Annotated in this window: 18 protein-coding genes; 7 read left to right on the top strand and 11 right to left on the bottom strand. The window is 63.8% G+C overall.

The annotated features are described in order from the left end of the window. Positions 1-585 precede the first annotated feature (585 nt). Positions 586-1,590, top strand: a complete 1,005-nt coding sequence (locus tag P9A17_RS25725; RefSeq protein ID WP_278041587.1) for a GGDEF domain-containing protein — start codon at positions 586-588, stop codon at positions 1,588-1,590. Between the two features lie 1,066 nt (positions 1,591-2,656). On the opposite strand, the gene P9A17_RS25720 is transcribed toward P9A17_RS25725, so the two are convergent. The 4 genes from P9A17_RS25720 to P9A17_RS25705 all read right to left on the bottom strand — a co-directional run bounded on the left by P9A17_RS25720 (position 2,657) and on the right by P9A17_RS25705 (position 13,528). Continuing rightward, on the bottom strand, positions 2,657-3,070 hold the full coding sequence (locus P9A17_RS25720; protein ID WP_278041586.1) for a hypothetical protein: 414 nt from the start codon (positions 3,068-3,070) through the stop codon (positions 2,657-2,659). A gap of 443 nt (positions 3,071-3,513) precedes the next feature. Next, positions 3,514-5,826 carry a beta-propeller fold lactonase family protein gene (locus P9A17_RS25715; protein WP_278041585.1) on the bottom strand — a complete coding sequence of 771 codons (2,313 nt, stop codon included), beginning with the start codon at positions 5,824-5,826 and terminating at the stop codon, positions 3,514-3,516. A 1,485-nt stretch (positions 5,827-7,311) separates the two neighbouring features. Continuing rightward, positions 7,312-11,721 (bottom strand): Ig-like domain-containing protein, encoded by a 4,410-nt coding sequence (locus P9A17_RS25710; RefSeq protein WP_278041584.1) that lies wholly within the window; start codon positions 11,719-11,721, stop codon positions 7,312-7,314. Positions 11,722-12,334: 613 nt separating this feature from the next. Beyond that, positions 12,335-13,528: an FHA domain-containing protein gene (locus P9A17_RS25705; protein ID WP_278041583.1), complete on the bottom strand. Its 1,194-nt coding sequence runs from the start codon at positions 13,526-13,528 to the stop codon at positions 12,335-12,337. A gap of 148 nt (positions 13,529-13,676) precedes the next feature. Between P9A17_RS25705 and ligD the strand changes: the two genes are divergently transcribed. Continuing rightward, positions 13,677-14,627: a non-homologous end-joining DNA ligase gene (gene ligD / locus P9A17_RS25700; protein WP_278041582.1), complete on the top strand. Its 951-nt coding sequence runs from the start codon at positions 13,677-13,679 to the stop codon at positions 14,625-14,627. Positions 14,628-14,647: 20 nt separating this feature from the next. Here the strand turns inward: ligD and P9A17_RS25695 are convergent, their stop codons facing one another. Continuing rightward, a complete protein-coding gene (locus P9A17_RS25695; protein ID WP_278041581.1) occupies positions 14,648-14,821 on the bottom strand; it encodes a hypothetical protein in 174 nt (57 codons plus the stop codon). A gap of 187 nt (positions 14,822-15,008) precedes the next feature. Here P9A17_RS25695 and P9A17_RS25690 point away from each other — a divergent pair, with 187 nt between their 5' ends. Then, complete coding sequence (locus tag P9A17_RS25690) at positions 15,009-15,449, top strand: hypothetical protein (protein WP_278041580.1); 441 nt, start codon at positions 15,009-15,011, stop codon at positions 15,447-15,449. 3 nt (positions 15,450-15,452) lie between these two features. Here the strand turns inward: P9A17_RS25690 and P9A17_RS25685 are convergent, their stop codons facing one another. The 3 genes from P9A17_RS25685 to P9A17_RS25675 all read right to left on the bottom strand — a co-directional run bounded on the left by P9A17_RS25685 (position 15,453) and on the right by P9A17_RS25675 (position 17,834). Beyond that, a complete protein-coding gene (locus P9A17_RS25685) occupies positions 15,453-16,295 on the bottom strand; it encodes a ParB/RepB/Spo0J family partition protein (protein WP_278041579.1) in 843 nt (280 codons plus the stop codon). Next, a complete protein-coding gene (locus P9A17_RS25680; RefSeq protein ID WP_278041578.1) occupies positions 16,295-17,008 on the bottom strand; it encodes a ParA family protein in 714 nt (237 codons plus the stop codon). The genes P9A17_RS25685 and P9A17_RS25680 overlap by 1 nt, the downstream gene beginning before the upstream one ends. Positions 17,009-17,561: 553 nt before the next feature. Further along, complete coding sequence (locus tag P9A17_RS25675; protein ID WP_278041577.1) at positions 17,562-17,834, bottom strand: hypothetical protein; 273 nt, start codon at positions 17,832-17,834, stop codon at positions 17,562-17,564. A 717-nt stretch (positions 17,835-18,551) separates the two neighbouring features. On the opposite strand from P9A17_RS25675, the gene P9A17_RS25670 reads away from it, so the two are divergent. The 3 genes from P9A17_RS25670 (at position 18,552) to P9A17_RS25660 (ending at position 21,822) form a co-directional block, all read left to right on the top strand. Then, on the top strand, positions 18,552-19,325 hold the full coding sequence (locus P9A17_RS25670; RefSeq protein ID WP_278041576.1) for a hypothetical protein: 774 nt from the start codon (positions 18,552-18,554) through the stop codon (positions 19,323-19,325). An 857-nt stretch (positions 19,326-20,182) separates the two neighbouring features. Continuing rightward, on the top strand, positions 20,183-21,109 hold the full coding sequence (locus P9A17_RS25665) for a ParA family protein (protein WP_278041575.1): 927 nt from the start codon (positions 20,183-20,185) through the stop codon (positions 21,107-21,109). Beyond that, on the top strand, positions 21,106-21,822 hold the full coding sequence (locus tag P9A17_RS25660) for a hypothetical protein (protein ID WP_278041574.1): 717 nt from the start codon (positions 21,106-21,108) through the stop codon (positions 21,820-21,822). Before P9A17_RS25665 ends, P9A17_RS25660 begins: the two co-directional genes overlap by 4 nt. Positions 21,823-21,910: 88 nt before the next feature. Here P9A17_RS25660 and P9A17_RS25655 read toward each other — a convergent pair whose 3' ends face one another. Beyond that, positions 21,911-22,243 carry a hypothetical protein gene (locus P9A17_RS25655; protein ID WP_278041573.1) on the bottom strand — a complete coding sequence of 111 codons (333 nt, stop codon included), beginning with the start codon at positions 22,241-22,243 and terminating at the stop codon, positions 21,911-21,913. Between the two features lie 404 nt (positions 22,244-22,647). After that, positions 22,648-23,910, bottom strand: coding sequence for a helix-turn-helix domain-containing protein (locus tag P9A17_RS25650; protein WP_278041572.1), 1,263 nt, complete (start codon positions 23,908-23,910; stop codon positions 22,648-22,650). 664 nt (positions 23,911-24,574) lie between these two features. Here P9A17_RS25650 and P9A17_RS25645 point away from each other — a divergent pair. Then, entirely contained in the window at positions 24,575-25,159 is a 585-nt protein-coding gene (locus tag P9A17_RS25645) for an amidophosphoribosyltransferase (RefSeq protein ID WP_278041571.1), read from the top strand. A gap of 28 nt (positions 25,160-25,187) precedes the next feature. On the opposite strand, the gene P9A17_RS25640 is transcribed toward P9A17_RS25645, so the two are convergent. Next, entirely contained in the window at positions 25,188-25,439 is a 252-nt protein-coding gene (locus tag P9A17_RS25640; protein ID WP_278041754.1) for a WhiB family transcriptional regulator, read from the bottom strand. Between the last annotated feature and the right edge of the window lie 9 nt (positions 25,440-25,448).

Here is a 25,448-nt window from a genome sequence, read left to right as displayed (position 1 = left end):
CTCAACTGACACCTTTCTTGGCTTGAGCTTGAGTCGTTCTGAACCTCGACGGTCAAGCTCATGCGCTGCGCCTGCGGCGCGAGTGCGGGACTACCGCTATGTAAGGTCAACGTCGGTTCACGATGCACCCCAGGCGATCAGCAGACTTGACACTTCCCAATTGTGACCAATGATGAATTCTCAGGAATCGGGCTGGCACCTTGACGCAGGATTTCGAGATGGCACGAGCCTGCAGGATTGCGCATGCGGATTCGTCGGTCTTCTGGACCGGCCACGACTTGGGGCAGCGCCGGTGTTCACGCTCACCACAAGACGACTAAACCGGCCGCGCGTGGCAGAGCGGGCTCTATGTCATGTCGCCTCACAGTCTCGGATTGAGAGTTCGCCGCGCGGATGGATGCTCGAGATTGGCGCCACGGACGAACGGAGTGGGTTGTGAACAGTTCTCCCCGACTGTGGCAGACGGATGGGGCACAGCAAGCCCACGCTGGATGGTTGAGGAGGTGGTGGAACCAGCCCGGCCAGTTCGATTGGCTTTGCGCCTATTTGAACGCCCGCGGGTTATCGCGGCCTACTCGGTTCCTGATGGCAGTGCTCTCCGGCGCGCTCGTCCTTGCGCCTCTCGGAACAATCAGCTCTCGATTCCTTGCGCTGTCAGTGGTACTGAGCGGCGTCGCCGTCCTCACCGGTGTGTTCTACGCGTCCTTATGGCTTCATCGCTGGCCCACCAGAACGCAATCATTGACGATGGGCTTCCTCGGCGCCGCGTTGATAGCTGTGTGCACCGTGTTGCAAAGCCAACCGATCGTCGCGCTCATGGGCTGCTGCGCCCTGGTGATCATCGGAGGCTACCTGGCCTTCTTCCACAGCTCGAAAGCCATCATCTGCAACATCGTCACAGCCTGTGTCGCCGGAACCATCTGCGCGGCGCGGGTTGCCGCACTACCCGATCATGCGCTAGTGGCGACTGCCGGCCTGTGGATGGTCGTTGAACTCAATATTGCTGTCCCCCTGGCAATTCAAATGGCCGTACACACCCTAGGTGCCGACGTAGTGCGCTCCCACCAGGACGCCCTCACCGGTGTCCTCAACCGCCGCGCGTTCTACGACCGCGCGCGAACGCTACTGACCATTCCCGGACCCGATACCCAACTCGTCGTCGTCATGATCGACCTGGACCACTTCAAGCGCGTCAACGACACATATGGCCACAGCGCCGGCGATCAAGCGCTCACCGCGGTCGGGTGGGCGCTGCGCCACAACTGCGCAGACTCCGCACTGATTGGCAGAGCTGGCGGTGACGAGTTCCTGGTCATCGATCGTCAGAACGCCGAGACGAAACACCCCCTACCCGAAAAGCTATGCAGGGCCATCGCCGAACTCCCCCACCCGGTCACTGCTAGCGTCGGCGCGGCCGTGACCCCCTGGAACGCCATCCGTGACCCGGACGCCGCGGTGGAGACGCTCGTCAAAGCCGCCGACACTGCGATGTACCACGCTAAACGCAGCGGGGGCAACCAAGTATCCGTGCAGGCCCTCGCGCGCGCCCAGGAGCAGAAACACCGTGGACATTCGGCCGAGCCACCGTAGGTCCTCGACAGAAGGACATGTCCCACCGCCGCAAATCCTCGCCTATGCCGACTTTGGTGAAGGTGACAGTCGACACCGAGATGAACGAATGATGCGGTCCCTCACGACCGGCACCATCCTCGATGGCGGGGTGCACGCTTTCGGCGATGTCCCTCTCTTCGAGAGTATTTCGGTGATCAGATGAGGCTGTCCGGCGCAGACCACCGGAATCGCGAGAACGTTTTCAACCGAGCCAGCCGAGATGACCCAGACCTGCCGCAGGTGCTGGAGCGCCAGGAATCTCGGGTGGTCACTTCACCAGTGCACCTCGGATTGGTAAAGCTGCAGTCTCCCGCGCAGTACGGTATGGCCCTCTGGTGCGCCACCCGTACACTCACTCACGGGACGCAGAGTTGGTCACTCATACTGCAGCATCTTGGCTTTCGGCCAAGTTGAGCAAGCAATGCACCTTCCGCCTGACATGTCTCACCTCGTTAGGATGGGGTGCACGTAAAGCCGAGTGTTGTAGACGCCGCGGAACCATATTCGGCATGATCCGGCAGCGGACCAGTTCATCGCATAACCGCCGAATATGTTGAGGGACTGCCGGTTCGCATCCGCCTGACGTAATCCATGTTATCCGCACGTGAAACCTGTTGTCATACAAAAGCTTTTAGCCGAGCATGACACTGCGTGTACATCGTTTGTGCACGCCCCGTCGCATTCGGCCAACGCGCTAAAGGACGACGGGGGCCGGGAGCGCTCGCATCAACCGAACCTCACCTTCGTCCAGAAGCGGCAATATAACGTCACTGTGACGAAATATCGCCAGTGGCAGCTACCAGGGTCGCTGATATGCAGGACGACTCCTATCGCAGAAAGGCTGGGTTAAGCGACGAGAAAGGCGGCAGAGTTCAGTTGCGACGACTCAGCGGTACAGCATTAATGTCCAACAAGAGTGCGGAAGTCATAGGCCGACCGGAGCAGTGAAGCCGAACCGCGAGGTCCGTCTGTAGACGGGCTGGTGGAACCGGGTGAGCTGATCCCGCCCGACTGCGAGTGCGGACCCAAAGGCTTGGTCGGCGGGCTACTTTAACTGTGGACAAATGTTGGTGAGCACTCCCAGGAGTACTTTCGCCTTTGGGCTGTCCAGGGCTTCCTGGCCGATCTTTTCGTATCGGGCCCCAGCAGGCTCCGGGGATCTTTCGTTCTGTACTGCCCACACTTCACAGTTGAACACCGCGTCAAGGAACATCGCGCCGCTAGTCTGCTGCGCCCATTGATAACGGTCAGGGTAGGCGTCAGGAATGTACTGGCAGATGTCCCTGATGTACTGAGCCCACCCGTTTGGAGGGACGTCTCCCCAGGGGAATCGTGGTGTCGTCGTTGCTCTTTCGAGATAGCTATTCTTGGCCGCTTGAGCAGCCTCTGGATTAGCCGCAGCGTCCGGCATCTTCTCCGCCACCGTAGACATCAGGACGAACACGTCCGGAGCAGACATGTCGCTGATATTCGCATCAACACAGTCCGACTCCTGGAGAGACATTGTTGTCTGCGACGGCGCCCGCGCCGTTCCCAGAGAGGTGTCCGTCGCAGAGTCAACGTGTCCGTTCCCACACCCACAGGTAAGAACAACGCTGGCTGCCATCGCAGCAGTCCACCAGCTATTCCGCATCGCTACTCCCCCGCCGCTGTCCCAAGTAACCTTGCACAGTATCCCGCAGCAGCTGAGTGCGGCGCTCATCCGTACGCTTGATGAGCGTTGGGGCCTCTCCGCCTAGGGTGCCAACGATGCGCAGATTATGGTCCGCCTCCGCCGCAACCACGGCGTCGATCGAAACGTCTGTTCCATCTAGTACCGCGGGAATGCCCAGCTGGCTCAGGGACCCGCAGCAAACAGCTTGAGGCTCACCGTGGCGTGCGGAAGCCCACCCGTGCGCTTGCTCAGTAGTGGTGGATGACATCGCCCCGGAAGGCTTTGATCTTTGCCTTGACAGAGTTGTAGCCCGACGTGCTGTCCGCATCGAACATCTTGCCGATGGACTCGTAGGTCGCGACATTCTCGTGTAGACCGAACCCGGTGGGGTCGAACAACAAGGTCCAGAAGGTCGCGTTCGAGGGACGGCGTTGAAAAATCAACGATGCCGCCCCGCGTTTGCTCAAGCCGACAACCGGATCGAGGTCGGCGTGTAGGTGCACAATCTGGTAGCCGCTCGTGGGCGCGCTTCTGATGATTGGAGATCCGAAGGTCACCACAGTGCTGACATTGAACATTCTTGCCGCTGCGATGTTCTGAGCATCCATACCGCCCTGGCTATAGCCGACGAGCATCACTTCGGCGTTCCGGTTGTCCTCGGCGTCGAGTGCTGCGGCGATTTTGTCGACTTGGCGGAAGTCGATGACACCGGCATAGGACGGCAGATTCTTAATCTTCGGTTGATTCCCGCTGAAGTTGGCTCCAGTGGTACCGCCGATATAGACGATGTACTTCACCGTTTTCGCTTGGTCGGTCGTGCGAACAGCTTCGATGTAGATGCCGTCATCATCGCCATTCGTCACTTGCCGTAGTCGGCTGTACAGCTGAGCTGTAGACGCTGGGGCGGCACGTTCGACCTCCGCCGGTTTCGGTTTTGAGGCATTGACAAGGTTGTCGACGAAGGCTCGGATGAACAACTGGAACTGTTGCACCGAGCTTTGAACAGCCAGCCTGATTCGCTGGGACGCCGTGATGGTCGGTATCGGGTCGACGTCGATCTCTGCTGCGTCAATCACCGACACTGTGCCGTCGGAGGCGTTGGTGACATAGATGCGTTTGCCGTCGAGGCTGACTGCAATGCTCACTGGACTTGCACCAACCCTGACGGGAGCACCGACCACCGCACTAGTTGCGGTATCGACCGTCACCACCGCGTTGTCCGACGGTCTGGTGACGTAGACACGAGCGCCGTCCGGACTGACCGCCAGAAACGCCGGATCATCGCCCGTCTGAATCGGTTTGCCCACAACCTTGTTCGTGGTGGTGTCAATCACCGATATCGTTCCCGAACGGCTGTTGCCCACATAGACCCTCTTGCCGTCTGGGCTTATCGCCACACTCACAGGGTCGGCCCCGACCCGAATGGGGCTGCCGATCACGGTGTTGGTGGCTGTGTCGATCACCGACACGCTGCCGGCGATGTCGGGGTTCAACGTTTCGTTAGCGACGTAGACACGGCGGCCGTCTGGGCTGATTGCCACACCGTAGGGGTATCGTGCGACCGAAATAGGTTCGCCGATAATGGTATTGGTCGCGGTGTCGAAAATCGACACCGATCCGTTCCAGTTGCCGTCGGTGATGTAGAGACGGGAGCCGTCGGGGGTGATTGCCGCGTCTTTTGCGTAGACGGATATCGGTTTGCCGATGAGCGTGTCTGTGGCGGTGTCGATTACGAACACATTGCTGGACCCGAGCGCATAAAGCCGGCTGCCATTCGGATTCATGATTAAGCGGCGAACGGCGTACCCACCCATCGGGACCTGGCCGACAACGCTGTTCGTCGCTGTGTCGATGACGGATACATCGTCGTAGTCCGAGTTGGCTACGTAGACGCGGGTGCCGTTGGGAAGTACTGCGACGCCGAACGGAAAGGCGCCAGTTCCAATGGTGGCGATTACGGGAGTCGGCACGGTGTCGGTATCTGAGGCGGGTTCGGCAGTAGCGGCCGAAGCAACGCTTACTTGAATATCCGCACCGGCAATCAGCTGGCCGCTGCCTCCTGCTTCGGGGAATTCAGCCACCGCCAAGGACTGCGAGGCGGCCGCCAGACGCTTCTCGTGTTTCCGAAACATACTGACGGGCAACGATTCTGCGGTTGCGGCCGTCGGCTCCTCGACGTCGGCAGACGCTGTTTCCGCCGTATCCAGGTTATCAGACTTCGTCACCGCCGGGTTTAGCGTGTCGGACATGGCGCCGGTGGCCTCGTCATCGGAATCATGACCCTCAGCGTCATCGTCCGGCACGTTCTCAGACTTTTCGTCCTTCCCGTCGTCCTTCTGCTCATCGCCTCGGTCGTCCACCGACGACGTGGCTGCGCGATCCTCAGGGCCCGGATCGTTGGCCGTATTAGAACGTCGTTCGTTTGGCGGCGCCGATTCAGTCGACTTGGACGACGACGCCGAGGAGTCTCCCGATCCCGGGTCCGCGGCCGCCGTACCAGCCCCGGCGACCAGTGCGGCGCCAACACCGACGGTGAACGCACCCGCTCCCAGCCACGTCACGACCTGGGGACGGGCTGCGGGTGCGCGGTGCTTCCCTGCCGTTCTCGCTTGGCGTTTCAACTGATTGACCCCGCGGTGAACGCTAGCCACGAATCCCCCTACAAGCCCGATACGTTTCTACAAGCAAGATTTCGGTATTCATATCACGCCCGCAAATAATTGCGCCAGCAAACGCTGTCGTGTCATCCCTTCGGCTGACAGGCTGTGGCAAAACCCGTTCCGGGATGGTCTCGCTACTTCGACCCGTCACGCTGGGCGACGTCCCGACGTTGCGGGGCTGCCGCGTTGCAGACTTCTCTGCGCGCCAGATCAGTCTGCTCAGTACGAGCTTCCTGCGGCCATCTCGGGGCAGCTCGTTCGTCCCAGCGGCCAGCGAAGTACCTTCTCGGGCGGTGGAAGTCCTTCGTCTGTCTTCGACGGACGTCACGATGTTGCGGCCGCACGTGCAGCCGGGCCAGCCGTCGATCAAATCGGCGACAACCTACCGTCGATGAGACTCTGATGCGCGCGTCTCCATGATTTCGTGTCGGCACGCAAGACGTCATCAAGCAGTTCACGGGCAGGTCGCATCGTCGCCGTCCGGTGAGTCGACGAGCGCCCAGGTGTCGGCGAACCAGCGGTTCAGAGGTCGTTGAGAGTTTTCAGCAGGTCCTCGAGCGCTGCAGCATCGGCGGGGCGCAGGATCTGGTCTGCTTCCGCCGCGGTGACGGCATCCGTGGAAACTTCTGCTGCACTTGCCACTTCGGAGATGTTTAACTGCGCTCGGTGGCGGCGGCGAACAGCCTCTGGCCCGCCGTCGCGCTAGGCGCCTCGGCCGCTTTCAGCATTGCGTCGCGATAGGTTCAGCGAACCCTTCCTGTCAACAAAGATCGCCTGCGGACCACCTTTCGCGTTCTGCGCGACATCGGCGGTCAGCGCCTCGAGGCAGGTGATTACGGGAGATGCGCGGGTCGGCGATCTGGATCTGCGCCGTAAATTCGCGGCCAATGCTGATGGGATCGTCCTCGGCTTGAACGGTGAAGCTCTGGCTACCGACACGAATCGCAAGGCGGGCAACCCAATACCTGACTTACCGTCGGCTGTCGGGCGGCTTTCACTCTTGTCCAACGCTACATTTCCTTCCCCTGAGTTGCGGTGAAGAATTTCTGTTCTGAGCGGAGGTTTCCCGGTCGGCGCGGGTGTCGGTCTTGTACTTCGCGCCCAGCGCGTAACCCATGCCGGCGCCACCCAGCCCGCCAGAAGAAGATCGCACGGCCGCCGTTGGGCACCCGGGCGTCGTGCACACGCCATATGCCATCGATGTGCTGCTTATGCGGCGCGGCGCGATCAGATGTGGCCGCGGGCCGTTCTCACCGGCGCGAAAAGCACAGTGCCAGAGCTCTTTTCGAATCGCGCAAAGCGCAAGAGGCCACGCAACGCGTGCCCTTTGCAAACCCGGCCGTTAGCCTTCTCGTGCGAATGGCAAGGCTGAACGGGACGACGGATTTAGTCTGGGAGACCGATGGGTGGTGCCTGTCCCTTATTGGACTCAGGACCCATTACGTAGTAGAGGCCGGACGCGCCCGCGCCGTATGACTCGTCGACCTTCTGTTGATCCTCCAGGTCGAAGATTTCGATGGCGCCGTTTGCCACGCCGACGCCAAGGACTGCTACGTCGCCCCTGTCTGGTCGGCCAAGACCTCCGTAGAGTCCCTTCGCCGCTTCTCCTGCCGTATCTCCCGCCACGCCTAATTGCTTTCCGAAAAGCTCTGTGTTCAATGTGATGTCATCGATCTGCTCTGAAAGCGCAGCATCTCCTGTCGCGTACTGCAGGAAATCCCATTGCAGCGCCGTGATTTCGTTGTCGAAGATGTTGCCGCCGACGACGCCGGGAATGCGCTGCTTGAAACGTTGGTGCGGGAAGGTGCCCGGCGCGAAAGCCAGAGCAACATGGGAGATGTACGTCAGATCGTCATCGAACTTCGGAGATGTCGTCGGATTGCTGATGGTGACGAATTGTCCTATCTGTTCCATCTTTCGATAACCGAGTACGTAGCGTTCGCCTACGGAACCGAGAATTGAGGTACCAGGCGCCTTGACGTTGAGTACGGAGACGATGTAGATCTCCTGGGCGACGGGCAGACCCGTATCATCCTTCACGAGAAGGGCTTTCGAGTACTTCCAATTCTCTGCAGCGTATTTCGGCAGGTTGTCCGGATAGGCGTCCCGGTCTGCCTTAAAGGCCTTCTCGTAGGGGTCGCCGTTGGCCCATGTGACGTCGATGGAAAAACGCGCATCGAAGGCTCGGTAGGGATATGAAACGAGGCCTTCGTTCCCGCCGATGTTGATGAGCGGCACGGGTGGGTAGACGTCTTCGGTGGGCAAGCCCGCCGGGACCAAAGGCACATTGACGGGCAACCAGGTGTGGCTACCGTCTGCACGAATGGCCTTGATGATGAAGGCCACGCGCCCGATGCGTCCTGAGTCTGCGGCGTACTGGCGTGCCAGCGTGCTGGGAGCAAAGGAGAAGCTCCCGTCGGGGCTGACCGTCAGGTTGCCGAGCGCCCCGGATGTCGATCCTTCGTATCGGGTTCTGGAACCTGGTTGCTCGCCGGGCGCGGTGATGGTGCCGCGCAGTGTTCCTGTCGAGTAATCGATCTGGGTCACCTTTAGCGGCGACACGGGCTTGAGGGGCGTTGGTTTCGGTGGGGTTGCGTCTGGATCTGTTGGTGACGGCGGCGGTGCGGCGAGCGGGTTGGGGTCGAGGCGGTCTGGCACTGCCAGCGTGATGATCTCCAACCCGCCCATGGTGGTGGCGTAAAGAAGGTCGCCACTGGGGTTGAGATCCAAATCGATAACCGAAAAACCACCGCTCCTAAAGAAGACCTTGTCGGTGACGATTCCGGTGGACCGGTCGACGATCGAGATGAAGTGTTCTCCGCCTGCGCTATCAGCGACGTAGGCCCGCAGCGTGCCCATGGCGTATGGTCGCTGACCCGACGGCTGGATGACAGGCCCCGTCACGGGCACCACGGTATTCGTGCTGATGTCGATGGCGCTGACGGCAACGCCGTCACTGACGTACACGCGGTTGCCTCGCGCCCAAATGGTGTTCCATTCCCCACCGGGCACCGTGATCGTCGTGAGGCGCTCGGCCGTCACAGCGTTGTACACGCGGACATCGTTATCCACTGCGGAAATGGTGTAGGCGGTGCGGTTTGGTGCCACCGCGGTGCCGGTGACGAACCCGCCGACAGACCAGCCCCCATACCCCTCGAGGGTCCGCGCGTTGTAGACATCGACGCCGTTTCCGCGGACGCTGAAGAGCAGCTGCCCGTCAGAGCTGATAGTGATTTGCGTGCCCGGAAGGGTCGCGACCCGGGTAACCGCCGCTTCCGCGGGTTCAATCGGCAGTCCGGACACCGTGACGACGATCGGCGCGTTAACACCGTCGGATATCGACACCGTGAAGGATTCAGGTTGCGCCGAGCCTTGCCGGTAGGCCTCGATCGCCTGCATCGCGGAGGGCTTGTACTCGAAATTCCCCAACGCGTCGAGGTAGACCTGGCCTCGGCGGGGAGGCAGTTGCAGCTGGTAGGTGAGCGCGTCACCGTCTGGGTCGACAGCGCCAAGAGATCCGCGCACGATCCACGAATCAGGATCCGCGACACCCACCGTGGGGGATGCAGTTGGGGCTCTGTTGGGGGTGGCCTCTGCCGGGGCGACGGTCACGGTCACCAGCGCGGCAGCGGTGCCGCCGTGACCATCAACGACGGTGACGGTGAACGAGTCGGTGTCGGTCCCGGCGGTCTGGGCAGCATCCAGGCGGGCTTGGTCGCTGGGCCGGTAGCTGAAGGAGCCGTTGGCCATGACCGTGACCGTGCCGCCGCGCGCAGACGTGGTTGGCCCGCTGAACACCAAGGAGTCGCCGTCTCTGTCGGTTGCGGTGACCGTTCCGGTGACGAGACCGCCGGCGTCCGGCGCGCTGGGGTTCTGGCCGGTGATCTCGGGATTCGCGTTGTGCGGTGAAACTGAGACGGGCACAGTCAATGTGGTGACGCCGCCGTGTCCATCCCTGATGATGACGGAGAACGCGTCATTCTTGACGGCTTCCGGTGCGCCGTCGGCCGCCGCGGCATGGCGAGCCACTGCGGTGGGACGGTAGGTGAAGGTGCCGTTCGCGTTGACGGTCACCTCCCCGCGCACGGGAGCGGTCGCTCCCAACGCATAGGTCAGGGTGTCCTTGTCCGAATCGGTGGCCGTAACAGTGCCGGACACTGCGCCGTCCGCCGCCGCTGTGCCCGCGGTGGCGGTCGCGCCGGTTGGCGCGGTGTTCTGGGGCGAAATGTCAACGCTGACCGCAACACTCAGGGTTCCGCCGCGGCCATCGCTGACGGTAACGGTGAAGCTGTCCCTATTCGCGCCGGTGGTCGCGGCATTGGTGGCGGCCGCGGCGTGACGGGCTGCGCCGGTGGGTGTGTAGGTGAACGAGCCGTCGGCATTGACCGTCGCCGCGCCTTTAGCGGTCGTGGTGCTTCCGGTGTAGCTCAGGGCGTCGCCGTCGGGGTCCGTGGCACTCACAGACCCCGTGACAACACCATTGGCGCCAGCGGGATTACGCGTCACTTGCCCGTTACCGGGCGCAGTGTTGGCGGGCGCCGGGGCGATCGCGACGCGGACGAGCACGCTGTCAGTGCCCCCGTGGCCGTCGGTGACCGCGACACGGAATGAGTCCGACCGATTCCAGAACGACCGCGCCGCTTGGCGCGCTTCGGTTGTCGGGGTGTAGGCGAAGGTGCCGTCAGTGTTCACCACGACGGTGCCCCTGCGTGTTGACGTGGGACCGGTGAAGGTCAGAGTGTCCCCATCCCGGTCGGTGGCGGCGACCACACCGGTGACCGTTCCCGTGGAGGGCGCTGGATCGGTCACGGTGATCACTCGGGCGCTGGGAGTTCTATTGGCGGGACCGACGTCGACCGAGACGGTCAAAATCGTTGCCGCACCGTGGCTGTCGGTCACCGTGACCGTGAACGAATCGGTCTTGTCGGCTTCTGTTGCACCCGTGGCGGCCGCGGCGTGGCGGGCGGTCGCGGTCGGGGTGTAGGTGAACTGGCCGAGCCGGTTGATCCGCACACTGCCCTTGGTCGGGGCCGAGGTGGCGTAGGTGTAGCGGTCCCAGTCCGGATCCCATGTGTTGACGTCCCCGGACACTGACCCGGTGATCCAGCCGGGCCGCCCGACATAGGACAGGTTCACGATGGGCGCCCTGTTGCCGTCCTCGTCGGCCATCAGGAGGTCGCTGACCGACGCCGTCGATGCGTTACCGGCAAGCGTTGGATCGGCGGTCTCCGGGTCGGCGAGCTTGCGTCGCGCGGCAGCCAGCAGCACCCATTCGGCGGGCGCGCCGATGGGCACCCCGCCGGAGTTGCCCGTATCCAGCAGGGCGTCGACCAGCGACATCGCCACGGTCACCACTTCAGTCCCAACGCTGGCCGCGGATTCTGTTGGTAAAGACGATGATTCGAGCACCCGACCCGTGGTGACGGGCACCCCCTGAAGAGAGCTCGTGCTCGGCGCGTTGACGGCACTGACCGGGCCCGAGGCTTCGTCGACGGCGACCAGGTCGACCGCGGACGCTGATTCTGCTGCGGGTAGAGAGCCGGGAACGACATCGTGAACCAATTCGCTTGCCTTGCGCTTCTTCGGCGCCAAGAGTTCACGGTTGGCAGCAACAGTGCCATCGCCAGGTTCGAGGTCTTGCTCTTGCTCTCCCTCGCTGGGGCTGAGCTCATCATCCGACAGGTCATTCTTGGATTTGTCGGCACCCGGCGCCGAGCCCGCGCCTAGATCGTCAGCGTCGGTGGTATCTCCCGCCGGCGGATCGCCGGCCTTATCCGGATCGTTGCCAACGGACACCGAGTCGGATGTCCCGGTGCTTTCCGATCCCGCAGACGTCGGCCCGTGATGGGCTGACGGCGAACTTTTCGAGCTGGAACCGGACTCTGCGCTCGACGAGCTCCCGCCGTCACCTGTAGTCGCCGACGCGACCTGCGGCTGGGTGATCGCACTACCGATCCCCAAAGCGATAGCAAGTGCACCCACGCGCCCGACGTATTTTGCGTACCCCACAGTGACCCCCCATTAAATGCCCACCCCTGGTGCCCAGCGGTGACCGCTGAGCATCTCCTGCGCGATGTCAGCAACAGAAGTAGAGCACGCCTAACCGTGAGCAAGCCCACTTTCGGCGGCGTTAGTTGAAACCGTAATATTTGCCCTACCCGAGCACGATTGCGCATAGGCCCTGTCACGCGCAGCCTCGAAGAATTGCCACACATTGCTCAGACTCGGCCGCCGGCATTCTAAACCGCCTGGTGCGGCGAGGCCTGGCAGAGATACGCAAACTCACCGTGGTCCGCGGCAGCCGCGGCACCCGTGTGCAGACGAGGTCACCAAGGGAACGCATATTCTGCAGGCGTAGCCGCGACGCGCTAGGCACCCACGCGCCGCGCCTCCATCTCAGCGACGTATGTCAGAGCTCGTCGAGGGACTCCAGCAGGTCCTCGAGCGCCTCGGTGTCGGCGGGCCGCAGGATCTGGTCCGCCTCCGCCGCGGTGACGGCATCCGTGGAAACGTCTGCAGCACTTGCTACTTCGGCGATGCTCAGCTGCGCTCGGTGGCGGGCTGCGAACAGCCTCTGCCCGATCGTCGCATTAGGCGCCTCTGCCGCTTTCAGCATTGCGTCCCGATAGGACTTGCGAACCCTTCCTGTCAGCAGAATCGCTTCGGGTCCACCTTTCATGTTCTGTGCGACATCGGCGGTCAACGCTTCGAGCCGCCGAAGGTCGTTAAGTACAGCCATAATTCGCGGACCGAAGGAGCTATCAGTGGTGCTGGGCAGGTTCTCGAACGTCGTAATGATGTTGCGCAGCGCCAGCTCCACCGCATCCGCCATGAGCGGCAATTGCAACGTGGGCACGATGATTTCAGTGGGGTCGCTGTCGGTGACCCGGTGGGTACCGGGCGTGAAAGTGGGATCCTCCTTGATCCGATCGATCGTGCCCGGCGGCCACTTCAACACCTTCTCGAGCTTTGCGCGGGTGGAGCTGTGCGGCCAGCTCCGCCCCTTCTCGAAGTGAATGAGAGCGCCGGCGTTGACGATCTTGTCGCGCGCCAAGGTGCGCTGAGAAATGTTGAGCTCCCGTCGTCGCGCCGCGACGGCCGCCCCCACGCGGGCGACGTCAGGGTCGGTCGTTTCGGAGTCGTAGTCGACATCGGTCTCATCCCCCTCTGCAGAGTCGTCTTGGACCACCGTGAGCTCAGGCATGTACCCGGTTTCGGCGCGAGCATGGGCCTCGTCGAATGAGAAGTGCACCGGGAATCCGTCGGCGTTGCCGAGGTGGACGGTCATACCGTCGGTCACGATCAGCGACTCTTCCCGCACCCCCGCGTGATAGGTGCCATTGGTGCTGTGGTCGCTGCCAGTCCACCGGTCGCCGTGGGCCTCGAGACGCAGGTGATTACGGGAGATACGCGGGTCGGCGATCTGGATCTGCGCCGGAAATTCGCGCCCGATGCTGATGGGACCGTCCTCGGCTTGAACGGTGAAGCTCTGGCTACCGACGCGAATCGTCAAGGCGGGCAAAGCAATACTTGACTTACCGTCGACAGTCGGGCGGCTATCGCTATTGTCCAACGCTACATTTCCTTCCCCGATGCGCTGCACAAACGCTACACCGTGCTACGGGTTGGCACGCGCATCAGAGTTGCGTAGCGGTCGGGGGTCTGCCGCTACTAGGGTGACACTGCGGGAGGAGCCCGCGACTCGGCCTACAATCGCCGTGATTGCCATGGATTTGCTCAGCCTCCGCCCAATGCTCGCCACTGCCGGCCCACCACCGGCGGCCTTCGAGAACTTCGCCGTCGAAGCCAAGTACGACGGCCAGCGCGGCCTCGCGATCGTCGAGGCGGGGACAGCGAGGCTGCTGAGCCGCAATGGCGCTGACATCACGCACACTTTTCCTGAGATCGCCGCAGCGCTACCGAGCGCACTCCCCCACCGCCAGATCGTTCTCGACGGTGAGATCGTCGCGCTAGGCCCGGATGGGGCGCCATCGTTCTCGTGTCTCCAGCAGCGCTGGCCGCAGAATCGGCGACCGACGCCTGCGCTGTTGCGTCGTTGTCCGGTGCAGTTCTTCGTCTTTGACGTCCTCGCCGTCGACGGCAAGACGCTGATGCACCTCCCCTTCGTCGATCGCCGGGCGATCCTTGACCAGCTCCGCGAAACGTCACGTGACAGCCGTATCCGCATCACGAGCAGCTGGCAATCATGCGACCCAGCGATCGTGCTCGCCGTAGCTGCCGAGGGAAACCTCGAGGGGATAGTCAACAAGCGTCTCGACTCGCCCTACATGCCGTCGACGCGTTCGCGAGACTGGATCAAGACACCGCTCCGACGGCGCAGCGAGTTTGTCGTCTGTGGCTGGTTGCCCGGCCGTGGCGTCAACCGGCATTCGGTGGGCGCGGTCGTCGTCGGCGGCTGTGACTCCGACGGCCGCTTGACCTACTGCGGCGCGGTCAGTGCCGGACTGTCGGCCCGCATCCGCCGCCAGCTGATAGACGCGCTCGCACCGCTGACTCGAGACCGATGCCCGTTTGTCGACGACGCGCCGGACGTCCTCGGTCCAGGTGTGCATTGGGTCGATCCGGTCCTCGTTGCCGACGTCGAGTACCGGGAGTTTCGAGGCGGTCTGCGTCACGCATCGTGGAAAGGGTTACGGGCCGACGGCTTTCACGCCGAAGCGGTGATTCTGCCGGCCTGCTGAGCTGCCGGCGGCGCGGGCTCTTACGAGGCGGCGCGCTCCATATCGGGACTGAGCACGCGATCACGCAGCAACTGCGGCAAGCTCACCCCTTCATGGGTCGCAGCTTCCTGCAAGAGCTCGAGCTGGGCGTGGGTGAACCGCACGAAGACGCCCTTGGTCAGCTGGCGGGTTTCACTGCCCCTCATACCGCTCATGGCCGCATCCTTCCCGGTCCGGTCATCGTCAAGTCCAAGCGCAACGCTGCGCGATGTCCCTAGTTTACGACATCGATGTCGTTATTTTGGAGCATCCTGGCGACAACGGATACCTCGTGTCGTTCCCAATGCCGTTAACTAGGAGCATAATGCTTCTAACGTCGCAGCGTCGACATGCGAAAGCGAGATGAGTCAGCCGAAGCAGCCACCACCAGGCGTCGAGACGGAACCACAGGGAGATGTGGTTCCGTTGCAGGAGGCTGCCACAAAGCTCGGCAAGGATCCCCGCACGCTGATCAAGGCGATCACCGCTGGCCAGTTGCGCGGCGGTGCGCTGCCGCGTCCCGAGCGGTTGCGCTGGTACGTCTACACCAGCGAGCTTCCCGTGGCGCCGGTACCCGCGCCGACGCCGACCGCCCCCGACGTGGTGGTGCAGGATCTCCGTGCTCAGGTGCTGTCGCTGCAAGAAGCCAACCGGCTTCTGATTGCGGCGCAGCAAGATCTGCTCGACGCTGGCGGGGCCGGCCACGACTCAGCCGAAAAGTACCGAGCGGTCGCCCAGCGGTACTTGGACGCACTAGGTCAGTTCATGACTCCCGGCCACCTCGGCGACCTGGCCGACCTGTAGCCGTTACTTGTCTTTCTCCCCCAGCAGGTGCCGCAGGCGTTCGGCGCCCTCGGGACCCAGGTAGGTGCGCAGCGCATTGACCAACAGTTCCGGTTTGGCCGAGAAGTCTGCGATCGCCGACGATATGACCCGAGACCGGCTCGGCGGTCGCTTATCGGATTCGCTCCCCTCCCCCGCGTTGTCGCGGTCAAGCGCTGCCTGCCAGCGGGCGACCTGCTGTTCCAACGGAACGCGCGCCAGCTGGCGTGCTTCCCGGACGGCGAGTTCCCCACGCCGCAAAGCGGTTTGGAGCTCAGGAGCAAGGTGCAACAGCGCACGCCGCTGCGAGACCCAGGCCGTGGACTTCCGGAGGCGGTCAGCGGCTACGTCCGCGAAACCGCATTCCTGGACAAGCGCCTCCACGGCACGGGCCTCTTCGATGACATCGAAGTCCTGGCGATCGACGTTCTCGGCGATGCTGGCTGAGATGAGCGTGATCCGGTCGCGGGCGACGGTGTCGTTGACGACGATCGCCAGGTCACTGCGTCCGTACTTGTGGGCTGCCGCCAGTCGCCGGCAGCCGTTCACGACGACATAGCGCGTCGTGATGGTGTCCTCGGGATAAAGCTTCAGATACGCCTCGCGCGTCACCACGGTGGCAGGCTGCAGCTGGATGTCCGCGATGGACGCGAGGTCGGCGAGGTCACCGAGCTCCTCGCGCGGATTGCGCGGGTTGGCAGTGAGCTCCGTCAATGCGACGGCGTGCCCCGGTGGGTCGTCGCGTTTGGGCTGCCCCTTCTCCACCGGCGACTTGTCCCCGACGACTGTGTGCAGTTCGGCCAGATTGACGCGCTGTCCGCGGGCCATCAGCGGGTCGCTCCGACGTTGAGCTCGAGGGCGAATTTGTAGAAGTCCTCGCGGGCTTGCAGTGCCACCCGGTTGGCCGGATATTCGGTGACGACTTGTCCTTCCGCGCTGGCGCGGACGTGCAGTTTGTAGTGCCGGATCACGGTGTTGGCCAAGGGCCAGCCGTTGGCTTTCACGAACTCTTTGGTCTGGTTGAGGTCGTAGACGCCGTCGCGGGGATCCCAGTTGTTGATGACCACGAGGTAGCGCAGCCCACGAGGCTGGATGACCTTGCTGATGGTGCGAGCGGTCGGGTCGAAGCTCAAGGGCTCAGGTTCGATGGGCACGATGACTTGGTCGGCCATGTCCAGCACCGCGCGCAGCACGTCAGCGGCGGGCCCGCGGCCCAGAGGGTCACCGCCATCACCGTTCGTGTCGAGGTCGATCCAGCCCGGGGTGTCAACGTAGACATGTTGGATGCCGGGCAAGTCTTTCAGCTTGGCGAGGTTCTCGAGATCGTCGTGGGCCTGCGCGATGTGAAACGGCAAATCGTCCATCCGTGACGCCCACCAGACCGCCGAGCCCTGCGGGTCGACCGACAACGCGAGCACCGGCGAACTCGCCTCGGGATCGTCGCCGCGATTCAGGACGTCAGCGGTCACCGCGGCCAGATTGACCGAGAGTGTGCTCTTGCCGACGCCGCCCTTTTGATTGAGCAGGACATGAATAGCCATCAGATGGCCCTTCCGTATGCTTCCCCCGCACAGCGGAGTACTTCGGATCAGACGCGATCAACCTAGCCTGCGGGAGCTACCGGCGCCGCGCGACACGCTGGCTCCACTCCCCCGCCAGAGGTCGAGTGGCCCTGGCGCGTCAGTTCCGTCGTCTCGGAATGACGCGGGCCTCGCTAACGCTGGAGTTCGCGCTTCTCCGTTTCGTCGGGTAGTCGGTAACTACGAGCTTGATGTCGTCGACCGGGAGCCGAACGACATCGTCCTGGCGTCGTAAGTAGGCCCCGGCAGCAGAGCTCTATTCCGTCCCTCGGGTCGACTGATCACCTGGATCGTTGTGTGGCTCTTCGTGCATGGTCCCGGGGGCTCTGAAGGTACACAGCGTCGTTGGAGCGGAAGCCATTCGGTCTCGGTCCGACGGAGCACTGCTCGGTGCCCCCCAATCGCGAAGAACGCAGTGATAACGGGCGATGCCGACGTCCACGATCAGCAGTGAGCATGACCTCTCGGGCGCCCATTCCGGATCGTCTGTGCCGAGTCGTTCGTTATCCCGTGGTCATCGAAGTTCTTCATCGCATATGCGGTCGAGATCGGCATTGCTGAGTCCCTTAGTGCCCCACCGCGGATCGTCGACGCTGAGATAGATCCTCGACAAGCCTTCAGATCCGCACTGAATCTCTACCGCTCCTTTCGGCTGCCGCTCAGGCGTTGGATCCAACAGCACCAGACCGATAGACACCATCACGACCAAACTCAGGCAGAGCAAAAACTGTTGGCCCTTGCCTCGGCCGTAGTACCAGCGCGCGAAAGAATCCCCCCACTTCCCCATAGCGCTCAGCGTAGAACGCCGGGTCGAGCTGCACCACGCCCTTGCAGCGCGACCGCGGAGAGGCGGACGGCCCTTGTCGGACCGCGGACCGTGAGATGCCGCGCCGGTCCAGTAATACGCGCTCGGCAGACACTGCGCTGATTCCTAACAGCATCGGCTGGACTGGGGAGGGCCCTACGGGCAGCTAAACAACGAAGCAACGCCCCGGGGATGTCGATCGTGCTGATGGACATTGCCGACCTAGATGCACCGGGCTGCTGCGCGTTGAGTCAGACCTCGTCACGCCGTACGTCCGCCGCGACACCGGCCTTGCCCAACGACGACTTAAACCCGCTGCCCGTGCAGCAGTCGGCGGATGCGCTGAGCGCAATTGGATTTACCGCGGTAAATCAGACCCACCGCGCCGCTCTTTGTTGCGGCGTAGGAACCCCCGCTTGAGGAGACTCCGTTGATAGGGCTGCCGTTGTCAGCGGTCGCGACAACCACAATCGGATTTACCGCGGTAAATCGTAACGTGACGATACGTAGGCGGTAGGTTGGGCTCGTCCCCTCCGCGACCCGAAGCACCCCTATGGCTCTCATTGGCCGGTTCGCCGAGCGCCTCGATACGCGGCGCGGGTGGGCGCTATAGTTCAGAGACGCTCAGGGTCTACTTGGGCCGTCGGACACGCCAGCCTTGCGACGCGAAATCCTATGCGTCAGTGAAATACTGACTGCATGGCGACGCGCCCTATGGTTCATCGAACCGAGGCGGCTCGAGCCATCACAGTCATCGCGCGACGGCGCGACAAAGTCGATGACCGGCACCGTGAACTTCTCCCCGATTCCGAGGACTCCGATCCGCGGGAAGTGCTCGATTACCTGCAGAAATACAGCGGGCCCGACATCCCCCGGTGGGTGTTGCAAGCCGATATTTGTGACGCTCTAATTCTCAACAACTGGCTGTGGTGGGAAGATCGGCGTCGCGAGCTGCACTTCCTTAAAGCGGGCCGCGACCGGGGGTTGTTCCTGTCTCAGCTGGGGTCGCAGGTGGGCGTCGGCAAGCAAGGAGTGCTTGACCGTATCGATCGCCTCGAGGCTCTGCTGCGCTTTGACCGGCCCGACGAGAAGATCACCCGGGCCGAGCGCCAGGCCGCGCGCACGGCGGGTGAGCGCCGCTCCGCCGAGCTTCATTGGCTTGAGCTGCATGGCGAGCAGGTGCGTTCGCTGGCCGGCGCCATAATCGACCACGCCCACCGGTACCACCTCGAGGATGTCGAGCGGGAGTGGATCGACGAGCTGGCCATCGACCTTCGCGACGGCGTTCTGACGCCGGCGACCATGGTGCTCGTCGGGCTCGCAGCCGCCGAATTGCGCACCGCCGCTGCGGTGATAGCCCTCGACAGCAGCCGGCCCCACCGTGTTCACACGACTCTGAGTCGCGTCGACGAACTCCGCAGTCGCTTCGCCGGAATCGGCAGCACGGCCGAGGCTCTGCGCGCGTCCGGATAGCGACCCTCTCCCCCGTCGGCGGTCCTCGCCCCGCGGTGGTGCCGCGTGCCATAGAAGCCGTCCGCGCAGCGGCACCCAGGTTGCCTGTAGGGCACGGCTTTGCAGTGGGCGGATGAGGTCCCGCCTCCCCTTTTCCGGCTCACTACACACCGCCGCGATTTACGAGGGGCTACCGCAGGCTCCTTCGGCGTCGGCTCGGCGGGTAAGCCGGCCCGCCGGGATCCTGTCATAGAGAGACCGCGCGCCCTCCCCTTCCACACCACCTGAGCCGGTGTGAAAAGTACACGTTACCTGCGATATCCGGGTCTTTGACGAGCTATGAACGGGATGAGTGACGGGCGGTAAGCAGATGAGTGACGGGCTCAGCACCGTGATGATTGCGGGAGAGCGACGGGGTCACCGCCGGATAAGAGGCGGCTGGTTGACGTCGCTTAGACGAGCCATCTGGCGGACAAGCACCGGGTAATGGAACGACGAAATCCCGCGCGACCAAACGTACGGATACACGAGCGTGGGTTAGTTCGGACAGTGCTCCGTTCCAACGGTCAACGCGACGACCAGATTTCCGAGCGGTCAACAGGCCATACGCCGGGACGTTGCACAGTCCGGGTGGCATTCCGTTGCGCGGGATGGTGATCCGTTCGGGCTAGGCCGCGATGCCACGTGCGTGGATACGGACGTTTGCGAGTGCCGTTTTCCGTCAGCCTTGACGGTCGACTGGCGCCCCGACACCCCGTCCGTGCTCACGAACTCACACCAGTAAGCACACACGTCACAACAGACACTTGTGTAACAGTTCGGTATACCGGGGGTGTGGCAGCCCGGTAAGCACGACGCCCAGACTTACCGTTGCCCGTATGACGATGAACGGACAGGCGCGCGTGGTCCTGGTGGCAAATCAGAAGGGCGGCGTCGGAAAGTCAACGACGGTGGCTGCCATCGCCGAGATGATCGCTGCGGCCGGCAAGCGCGGGCGTCGCGTCCTCGTCGTCGACGGCGACCCACAAGCCAACGTCACCGTTGAGGATCTCGGCGTGGCGGGGGATGGCGGCCAGTCCCTGGCGCAGACACTGCAGTTCGGGCTGCCGCTGACGCCGGTGCGCGATGTCCGGCCGAACCTGGACGTCATCGCCGGCGGATCGCACCTGGCCGTGGCCGGGGCGACCGCTCAGGTAATGGCCGAGAACGGTATCAATATGGCGGCGAACCTCGAGGCGCAGCTCAGCATCTTGTGTGAGTCCGAGGGTTATGACCTGGTGGTCATCGATTCGGGCCCCGGCGACGTCCCGCTGCTCGACACCTACCTGTCGGTGGCCAACTATCTGCTGATTCCCACCCGCGATGACCAGGCCAGCCTCGGTGGTGTCGCTCGACTGGCCCGGCGGTTCTGGCACGCCCGGAAGCAGGGATCGTCCATCCAGCTGCTCGGCGTTCTGCTGTTCGACGTCAACCCGCGCGCCACCAAACGCAACGAAGAGGTTTTTGCTCAAGTCAACGAGATGCTCGATGGGAGCGGCACCACGCCGTTCGACATCACCATCCGCTCGGCACCGGCGGCAGCGGTGGACATGCGGACGCTGCATAGGACGGCGGGGGAGTTGGTGGCGCTGGCGCAGGATGAACGGCGCAGTCGGCTCGCCAAGCTGCGCGACAAGCAGAGTCCGGCGCGAGCCATGTGGTCCAGTGATCCCAGCGGTCTGGCTGCCGACTATCAAGAGCTGGTGCGCCAGATCGTGTCCCGGCTCAGACGATTCGAGGCGCCGATGCAGGAGCGTGTCGGATGAGCTCCACACGGCCCAAAGCCAAGCCGGTCTTCGACCCGTCTGCCCTCGACGAGCTCGACGACATGTGGCCCGCGGCTGCGCCAGCGCGACCACCGGTCCGTCCGGTCGAAGTGTCCCGGCCCGCCCCAGAGCAGCCGGCCGTTGTCGCCGCGCCGGTCGACACTCCCGCGCCGGCCGAACCGACTCCCCGTGCTGATGTGGCACCGACACCGTCCAAAACAACGGCGCCACAACGAGCTTCAGCCGCGGATAAACCGGGTCCGGGGCGTCGGCTGAGTTCTGTCACTGTGACAGCACCGGAGACGGCCAAGCGGATCCGCCCGCCCGAAGTGCTGTTGTCCTCGGAGGTCTACGACGAGCTGTACCGAGTGCAGATCGCGGAGAAGAAGGTGAGGCGTGGCCTCGCGCGCACGATGGGCACCATCGTTCTCGACGCAATCGAGGCGCACGCCGCGCAGCTCGCGACCACATGGACACAGCAACAACCTGCGGCGGTAGGGGAGGGGATGCTCTTTGAGCGGCCCTCCTCTAACGCGGTTCCCCGACGACGCCGCCACGCAACCGCTCCGCGGACCGTCGTGCTCTCAGGCGTCACCCCAGCCAACGCGGGACGTCTCGATCAACTTGTCACGACGTGGGATGCGGGCACCCGAAGTGCTCTCGTTGAGCAGGCGCTGCGCTATGAATTCCGGCTGCTGGGCCCCGAGGCCTGAACGGGTGCAGCATGCGTTCGATTTACCGCGGTAAATCGAACCGGCGCGCCGCGCCAGTTCGATCGCTGGCCACGAGCGAAACCTACCTCTACCGCCTATTCACCGCGGTAGATCCCATCGGCGAATGTGCCGGCGATTCATCGCCAAACGGCTTGCCCGAACGACAACCGGATAAATGGTGCAGACCGCCGCCGGCATCGAAGAGCAGGCGGTGCTTGTAGCGCCAGAAGAACGGGGTCGTCGCCGCAGTGTGAGCCTGCTCGACGCGGTACCCAAGTCGCTGCGCCATCTGAGACTCCATCCGCTGCAACGCAATTGCGCATTCCTGGCAGACGGCGAACAGCGTCGACGGGTCACCACCACCGTGGCTCGGAACGCGGGACACGATCGCGTCCGCGGTGAGGCGGCAATCCGCGACCATGACTTCACAGAACCCACCCGAGCGCGCGAACACCAGTGTCCGCGCCGGGACTCGATCGGCTTCAGAGCACCGGACACCGGTGGGGAAGACGGGGAGCCCCGGTGGCGAGACCGGGGGAGGGGACGGCATCGATGGCGGCTGTGCCACGGCTGGAGCGCGATCCTCGGCGATGACACGCAGCAACGGCGCAGCTTCCGAAAACCGCCCGTCGACCCAGATACCGGCCCACATACCCCATGACGGCTGAACGTCGAGGGCTTGTCGGGCGCAAGCTCGCCGACTGGGGCATTCCAAACACCCAGCGAGACTGCCGGTTCGGTCACCACGCTCGAACCATCGGTCAGGGTCGGCGTGGCAGGGCAGCGGTTCGACCGAGCTGCCCCGTTTCAGTGCGCGAGGGGACGTCATGCCTCGTCACCTGCCCTGCCGCGGATTCGCTCGACGTGGCGACCCAACACTTCAACGGCGACCCGGTCCGCCACCGCCCGACGCCGCTGCGCCCGCTCAGCAGCCTGTCGGGCGACCTGCAGTGCGGCCTCACGACCCGACCCGGTAAGCGCGGCTCGCCCCGCCTCACGGGCACGTCGATCAGCATCGCGTTCGGCGAGCTGGGCGGCAATCCGCTTGCGCGTCAACACGAACTCGGCAGCTTCGCGGGCCTCCTCGTGGGCCGATGGACGCTCGGCGGGGTTCCCGTGGGCGGCGAGGATCGCGCCGAGCAAGCCGATCGGCTTGTGCGGGGCGTCCGGAATCCAATGCCCGGTGCCGATCCAGTCGGTGATCAGCTGGTTGATGTCGCGCGGTGTCCACCCGTGCTCGGCTGCCGCGGCGAGCACTCCGGCCCATGGGGCGCCGGTGCGGTAGCGGCGGGCCCAGGGCGGGCTTTGCTGATCGCAGACCCACCGGTTTGCCAGGGTCAGGGCTTGTTTGTTCGGGGCAGTGCGTCGCGGAGCGGCGCTGCGACCGGCCTGTGGCCGGGGGCGGGTAGTGAGTAAATTCTTAAAAGAGGTTTTAGAAGTTAAGTAAGACCCTACGGGATGGGGTGACAGCGTTTGAATTCTGCTGTCGTGCAACGCCCACACCGACGCCCAGCCGCGGCCGTGATCGCCGACGCGCCAACTGGCGTAGCGCTCGGCCCGGGTGCGCTGCCGCCCCCGCATGACCTCTGTGGCAACACCGAGCAGGCGCAGGGCTGTGGAGGCGCGCTGCACCGTGCGTACCGACAGTCCCGTGAGCGCGGCGACGCGTTCGTTGGTGGGTCGGCAGTTGCGGCCGGTGCGGTGGTCGGCGAAGGATGCGCGCGCTTCTGCCACGGCAACAACAGATTTCAGGCTGACCGGGTTGTTGGGCATGACGGGGCGGACGTGGGTGTCATACCGCTGGCGGTACGCCGCCGGGACGGTTTCGTTCGCCCAGCGGCGGGCTCGCCCCGTCCAGCACGGGATGGCGGCCCACCGGACGTCGACGTCCAGAGCGATGCGCGGCAGTCTGTCGAAGCAGTGGCTGCTGGCGCGCCGGATCCAGACGGGGGCGGTGTGGGCGTTGCCCCGGCGCCGCAACAACGGGCTGGAGCCGTGGTAGGGGCGGGTCAGGACAGAGCCGGGTTCACGGTGCGCCGCATGTAGACCGTCGGGCAGGCGTGCGCTACCGTGGAATGCGTCTTTCATGACGATTCCCTTCAGCAAGGGGGAGAGCGCGAAAGCATCCGGGTTCGAGCTGCAACTCGAACTCGACGACCCTCGGTCCATCGGGCCGGGGGTTTCGCCGTTCAGGGGCTTCGCATGAAGTGTTGTTCAGTTGTGCCGCACAGGTTTTCAGTCAGCGGCGATTACTGCCGCCAGCGTCTCCTCTCCTCGGTGGGACTGTCTCCGGCGCGGATATCCGCGCCATGGGTACACGGGTCCCACGAACATCCCTCGGTCAGGGTGTGGCGCGGATATCCGCGCCTGTGTGTGAGCATGCCGTACCGATCGGCGGGAGCGGCGATGACACGCCGCACCATCTTTCACACGAGTAACAGCGGTTCCGCGATAATCGCAGCGCCGCCTGTGGATGAAGCGCTACCTGTATATAAGCAGGTCTCGAGCTCGGCTCAGGGTCGGTCAGCGTTTCTACCGTCCGTCCATGAACAATGATTTCTCGGAACGTCTCTGGTCCGGCGATAGCGCCAGCGCGCCGCCGGTCTCGCCGATGTCGGTACTCCGGAACGCGATTCACCAGGCGGGCAGGACGTGTCGCGTCTGCGCCGCACCAGTGGACGGCTACGACATGTGCTTCCGCTGTCATCGTCGACGTCGCCTCCACGGGTTGGCCGATGTCGTAGCCCCGCTCGTGTACGCCGTCGCCGGCGACGCCTCGGCTCGACACCTCAGCGGTTACAAGAACTGTGTGCAGCGACGCGACCGTGAGCGCCACGCCGACGTTGTGGCCGCTGTACTGTCGGGCGGTCTGCGCCACGAACCGTGTGTCGTTGCTGCAGTGGGCATCCCGATTTCGGCCTATACCGTCATACCGTCGCTCACCAGTCGCCCCGGCCGACATCCATTGACGGCCATCGCCTCGTCGATGTGTCGGGTGGATGAGCAGATGCTGACAGCGACGTTCGACCCGCCCTGCGACAGGACGATCCGGCTCGACAAGTTCACCGTCGAGAGTTCCGAAGCGGTTCACGGTCGCCACGTCGCGCTGGTCGATGATGTCTGGACGACCGGGGCGAATGCCCAGTCGGCCGCGCTGACCTTGCGCCGTGCTGGCGCCGCCGCGGTCAGCGTCCTGGTGGTGGGACGCTGGGTCGATCCGCGCCAACGGGCGACGGCTCGCTTCATCGGTCAACAGTGGCGACCATACGATCCGCTGCACTGCCCGGTGAACGCACGGAAGTGCTGTCTGCGTGCAGGCCGTGCGCTGAGTGCCTGATGTCGTCATGGAGTGAAGCTCGTCGCGGCTATGCGGATTCGCGGATGGTATGGCCCCCGTAGTCGGCCAGTGATCGCAGCTGCCTCAGCGCGAACGAGCGCCCCCGCCCCAGCTTCGGGATATAGATGCCCGACCACATCCCTTGCGCGCCGGGAGTTTCGATCGCCTCCTTGGCGCATAACCATCGCCGAGGGCAGTTCCGGCAGAGTGCTTTCAGCTCCGGGTCGTCGCCCCCGGCGGCCCATCGGTCCGGGTCGGCGAAGCACGCCGGGTCCGGCATTACGCGTAG

Source organism: Mycobacterium sp. 236(2023), from assembly GCF_029623955.1.
Lineage (GTDB): Bacteria > Actinomycetota > Actinomycetes > Mycobacteriales > Mycobacteriaceae > Mycobacterium.
This window is presented reverse-complemented; position numbering and strand designations above follow the sequence as displayed.

What these genes read in the sequence shown, in the direction of transcription:
- P9A17_RS25650 (WP_278041572.1), bottom strand. Translation starts at nt 23,910, where the DNA reads ATGAAAGACGCATTCCACGGTAGCGCACGCCTGCCCGACGGTCTACAT.
- P9A17_RS25655 (WP_278041573.1), bottom strand. Translation starts at nt 22,243, where the DNA reads ATGGTCGCGGATTGCCGCCTCACCGCGGACGCGATCGTGTCCCGCGTT.
- P9A17_RS25680 (WP_278041578.1), bottom strand. Translation starts at nt 17,008, where the DNA reads ATGGCTATTCATGTCCTGCTCAATCAAAAGGGCGGCGTCGGCAAGAGC.
- P9A17_RS25660 (WP_278041574.1), top strand. Translation starts at nt 21,106, where the DNA reads ATGAGCTCCACACGGCCCAAAGCCAAGCCGGTCTTCGACCCGTCTGCC.
- ligD (WP_278041582.1), top strand. Translation starts at nt 13,677, where the DNA reads ATGCTCGCCACTGCCGGCCCACCACCGGCGGCCTTCGAGAACTTCGCC.
- P9A17_RS25665 (WP_278041575.1), top strand. Translation starts at nt 20,183, where the DNA reads ATGACGATGAACGGACAGGCGCGCGTGGTCCTGGTGGCAAATCAGAAG.
- P9A17_RS25675 (WP_278041577.1), bottom strand. Translation starts at nt 17,834, where the DNA reads ATGGGGAAGTGGGGGGATTCTTTCGCGCGCTGGTACTACGGCCGAGGC.
- P9A17_RS25695 (WP_278041581.1), bottom strand. Translation starts at nt 14,821, where the DNA reads ATGAGCGGTATGAGGGGCAGTGAAACCCGCCAGCTGACCAAGGGCGTC.
- P9A17_RS25720 (WP_278041586.1), bottom strand. Translation starts at nt 3,070, where the DNA reads ATGTCTGCTCCGGACGTGTTCGTCCTGATGTCTACGGTGGCGGAGAAG.
- P9A17_RS25670 (WP_278041576.1), top strand. Translation starts at nt 18,552, where the DNA reads ATGGCGACGCGCCCTATGGTTCATCGAACCGAGGCGGCTCGAGCCATC.
- P9A17_RS25685 (WP_278041579.1), bottom strand. Translation starts at nt 16,295, where the DNA reads ATGGCCCGCGGACAGCGCGTCAATCTGGCCGAACTGCACACAGTCGTC.
- P9A17_RS25725 (WP_278041587.1), top strand. Translation starts at nt 586, where the DNA reads ATGGCAGTGCTCTCCGGCGCGCTCGTCCTTGCGCCTCTCGGAACAATC.
- P9A17_RS25690 (WP_278041580.1), top strand. Translation starts at nt 15,009, where the DNA reads ATGAGTCAGCCGAAGCAGCCACCACCAGGCGTCGAGACGGAACCACAG.
- P9A17_RS25640 (WP_278041754.1), bottom strand. Translation starts at nt 25,439, where the DNA reads ATGCCGGACCCGGCGTGCTTCGCCGACCCGGACCGATGGGCCGCCGGG.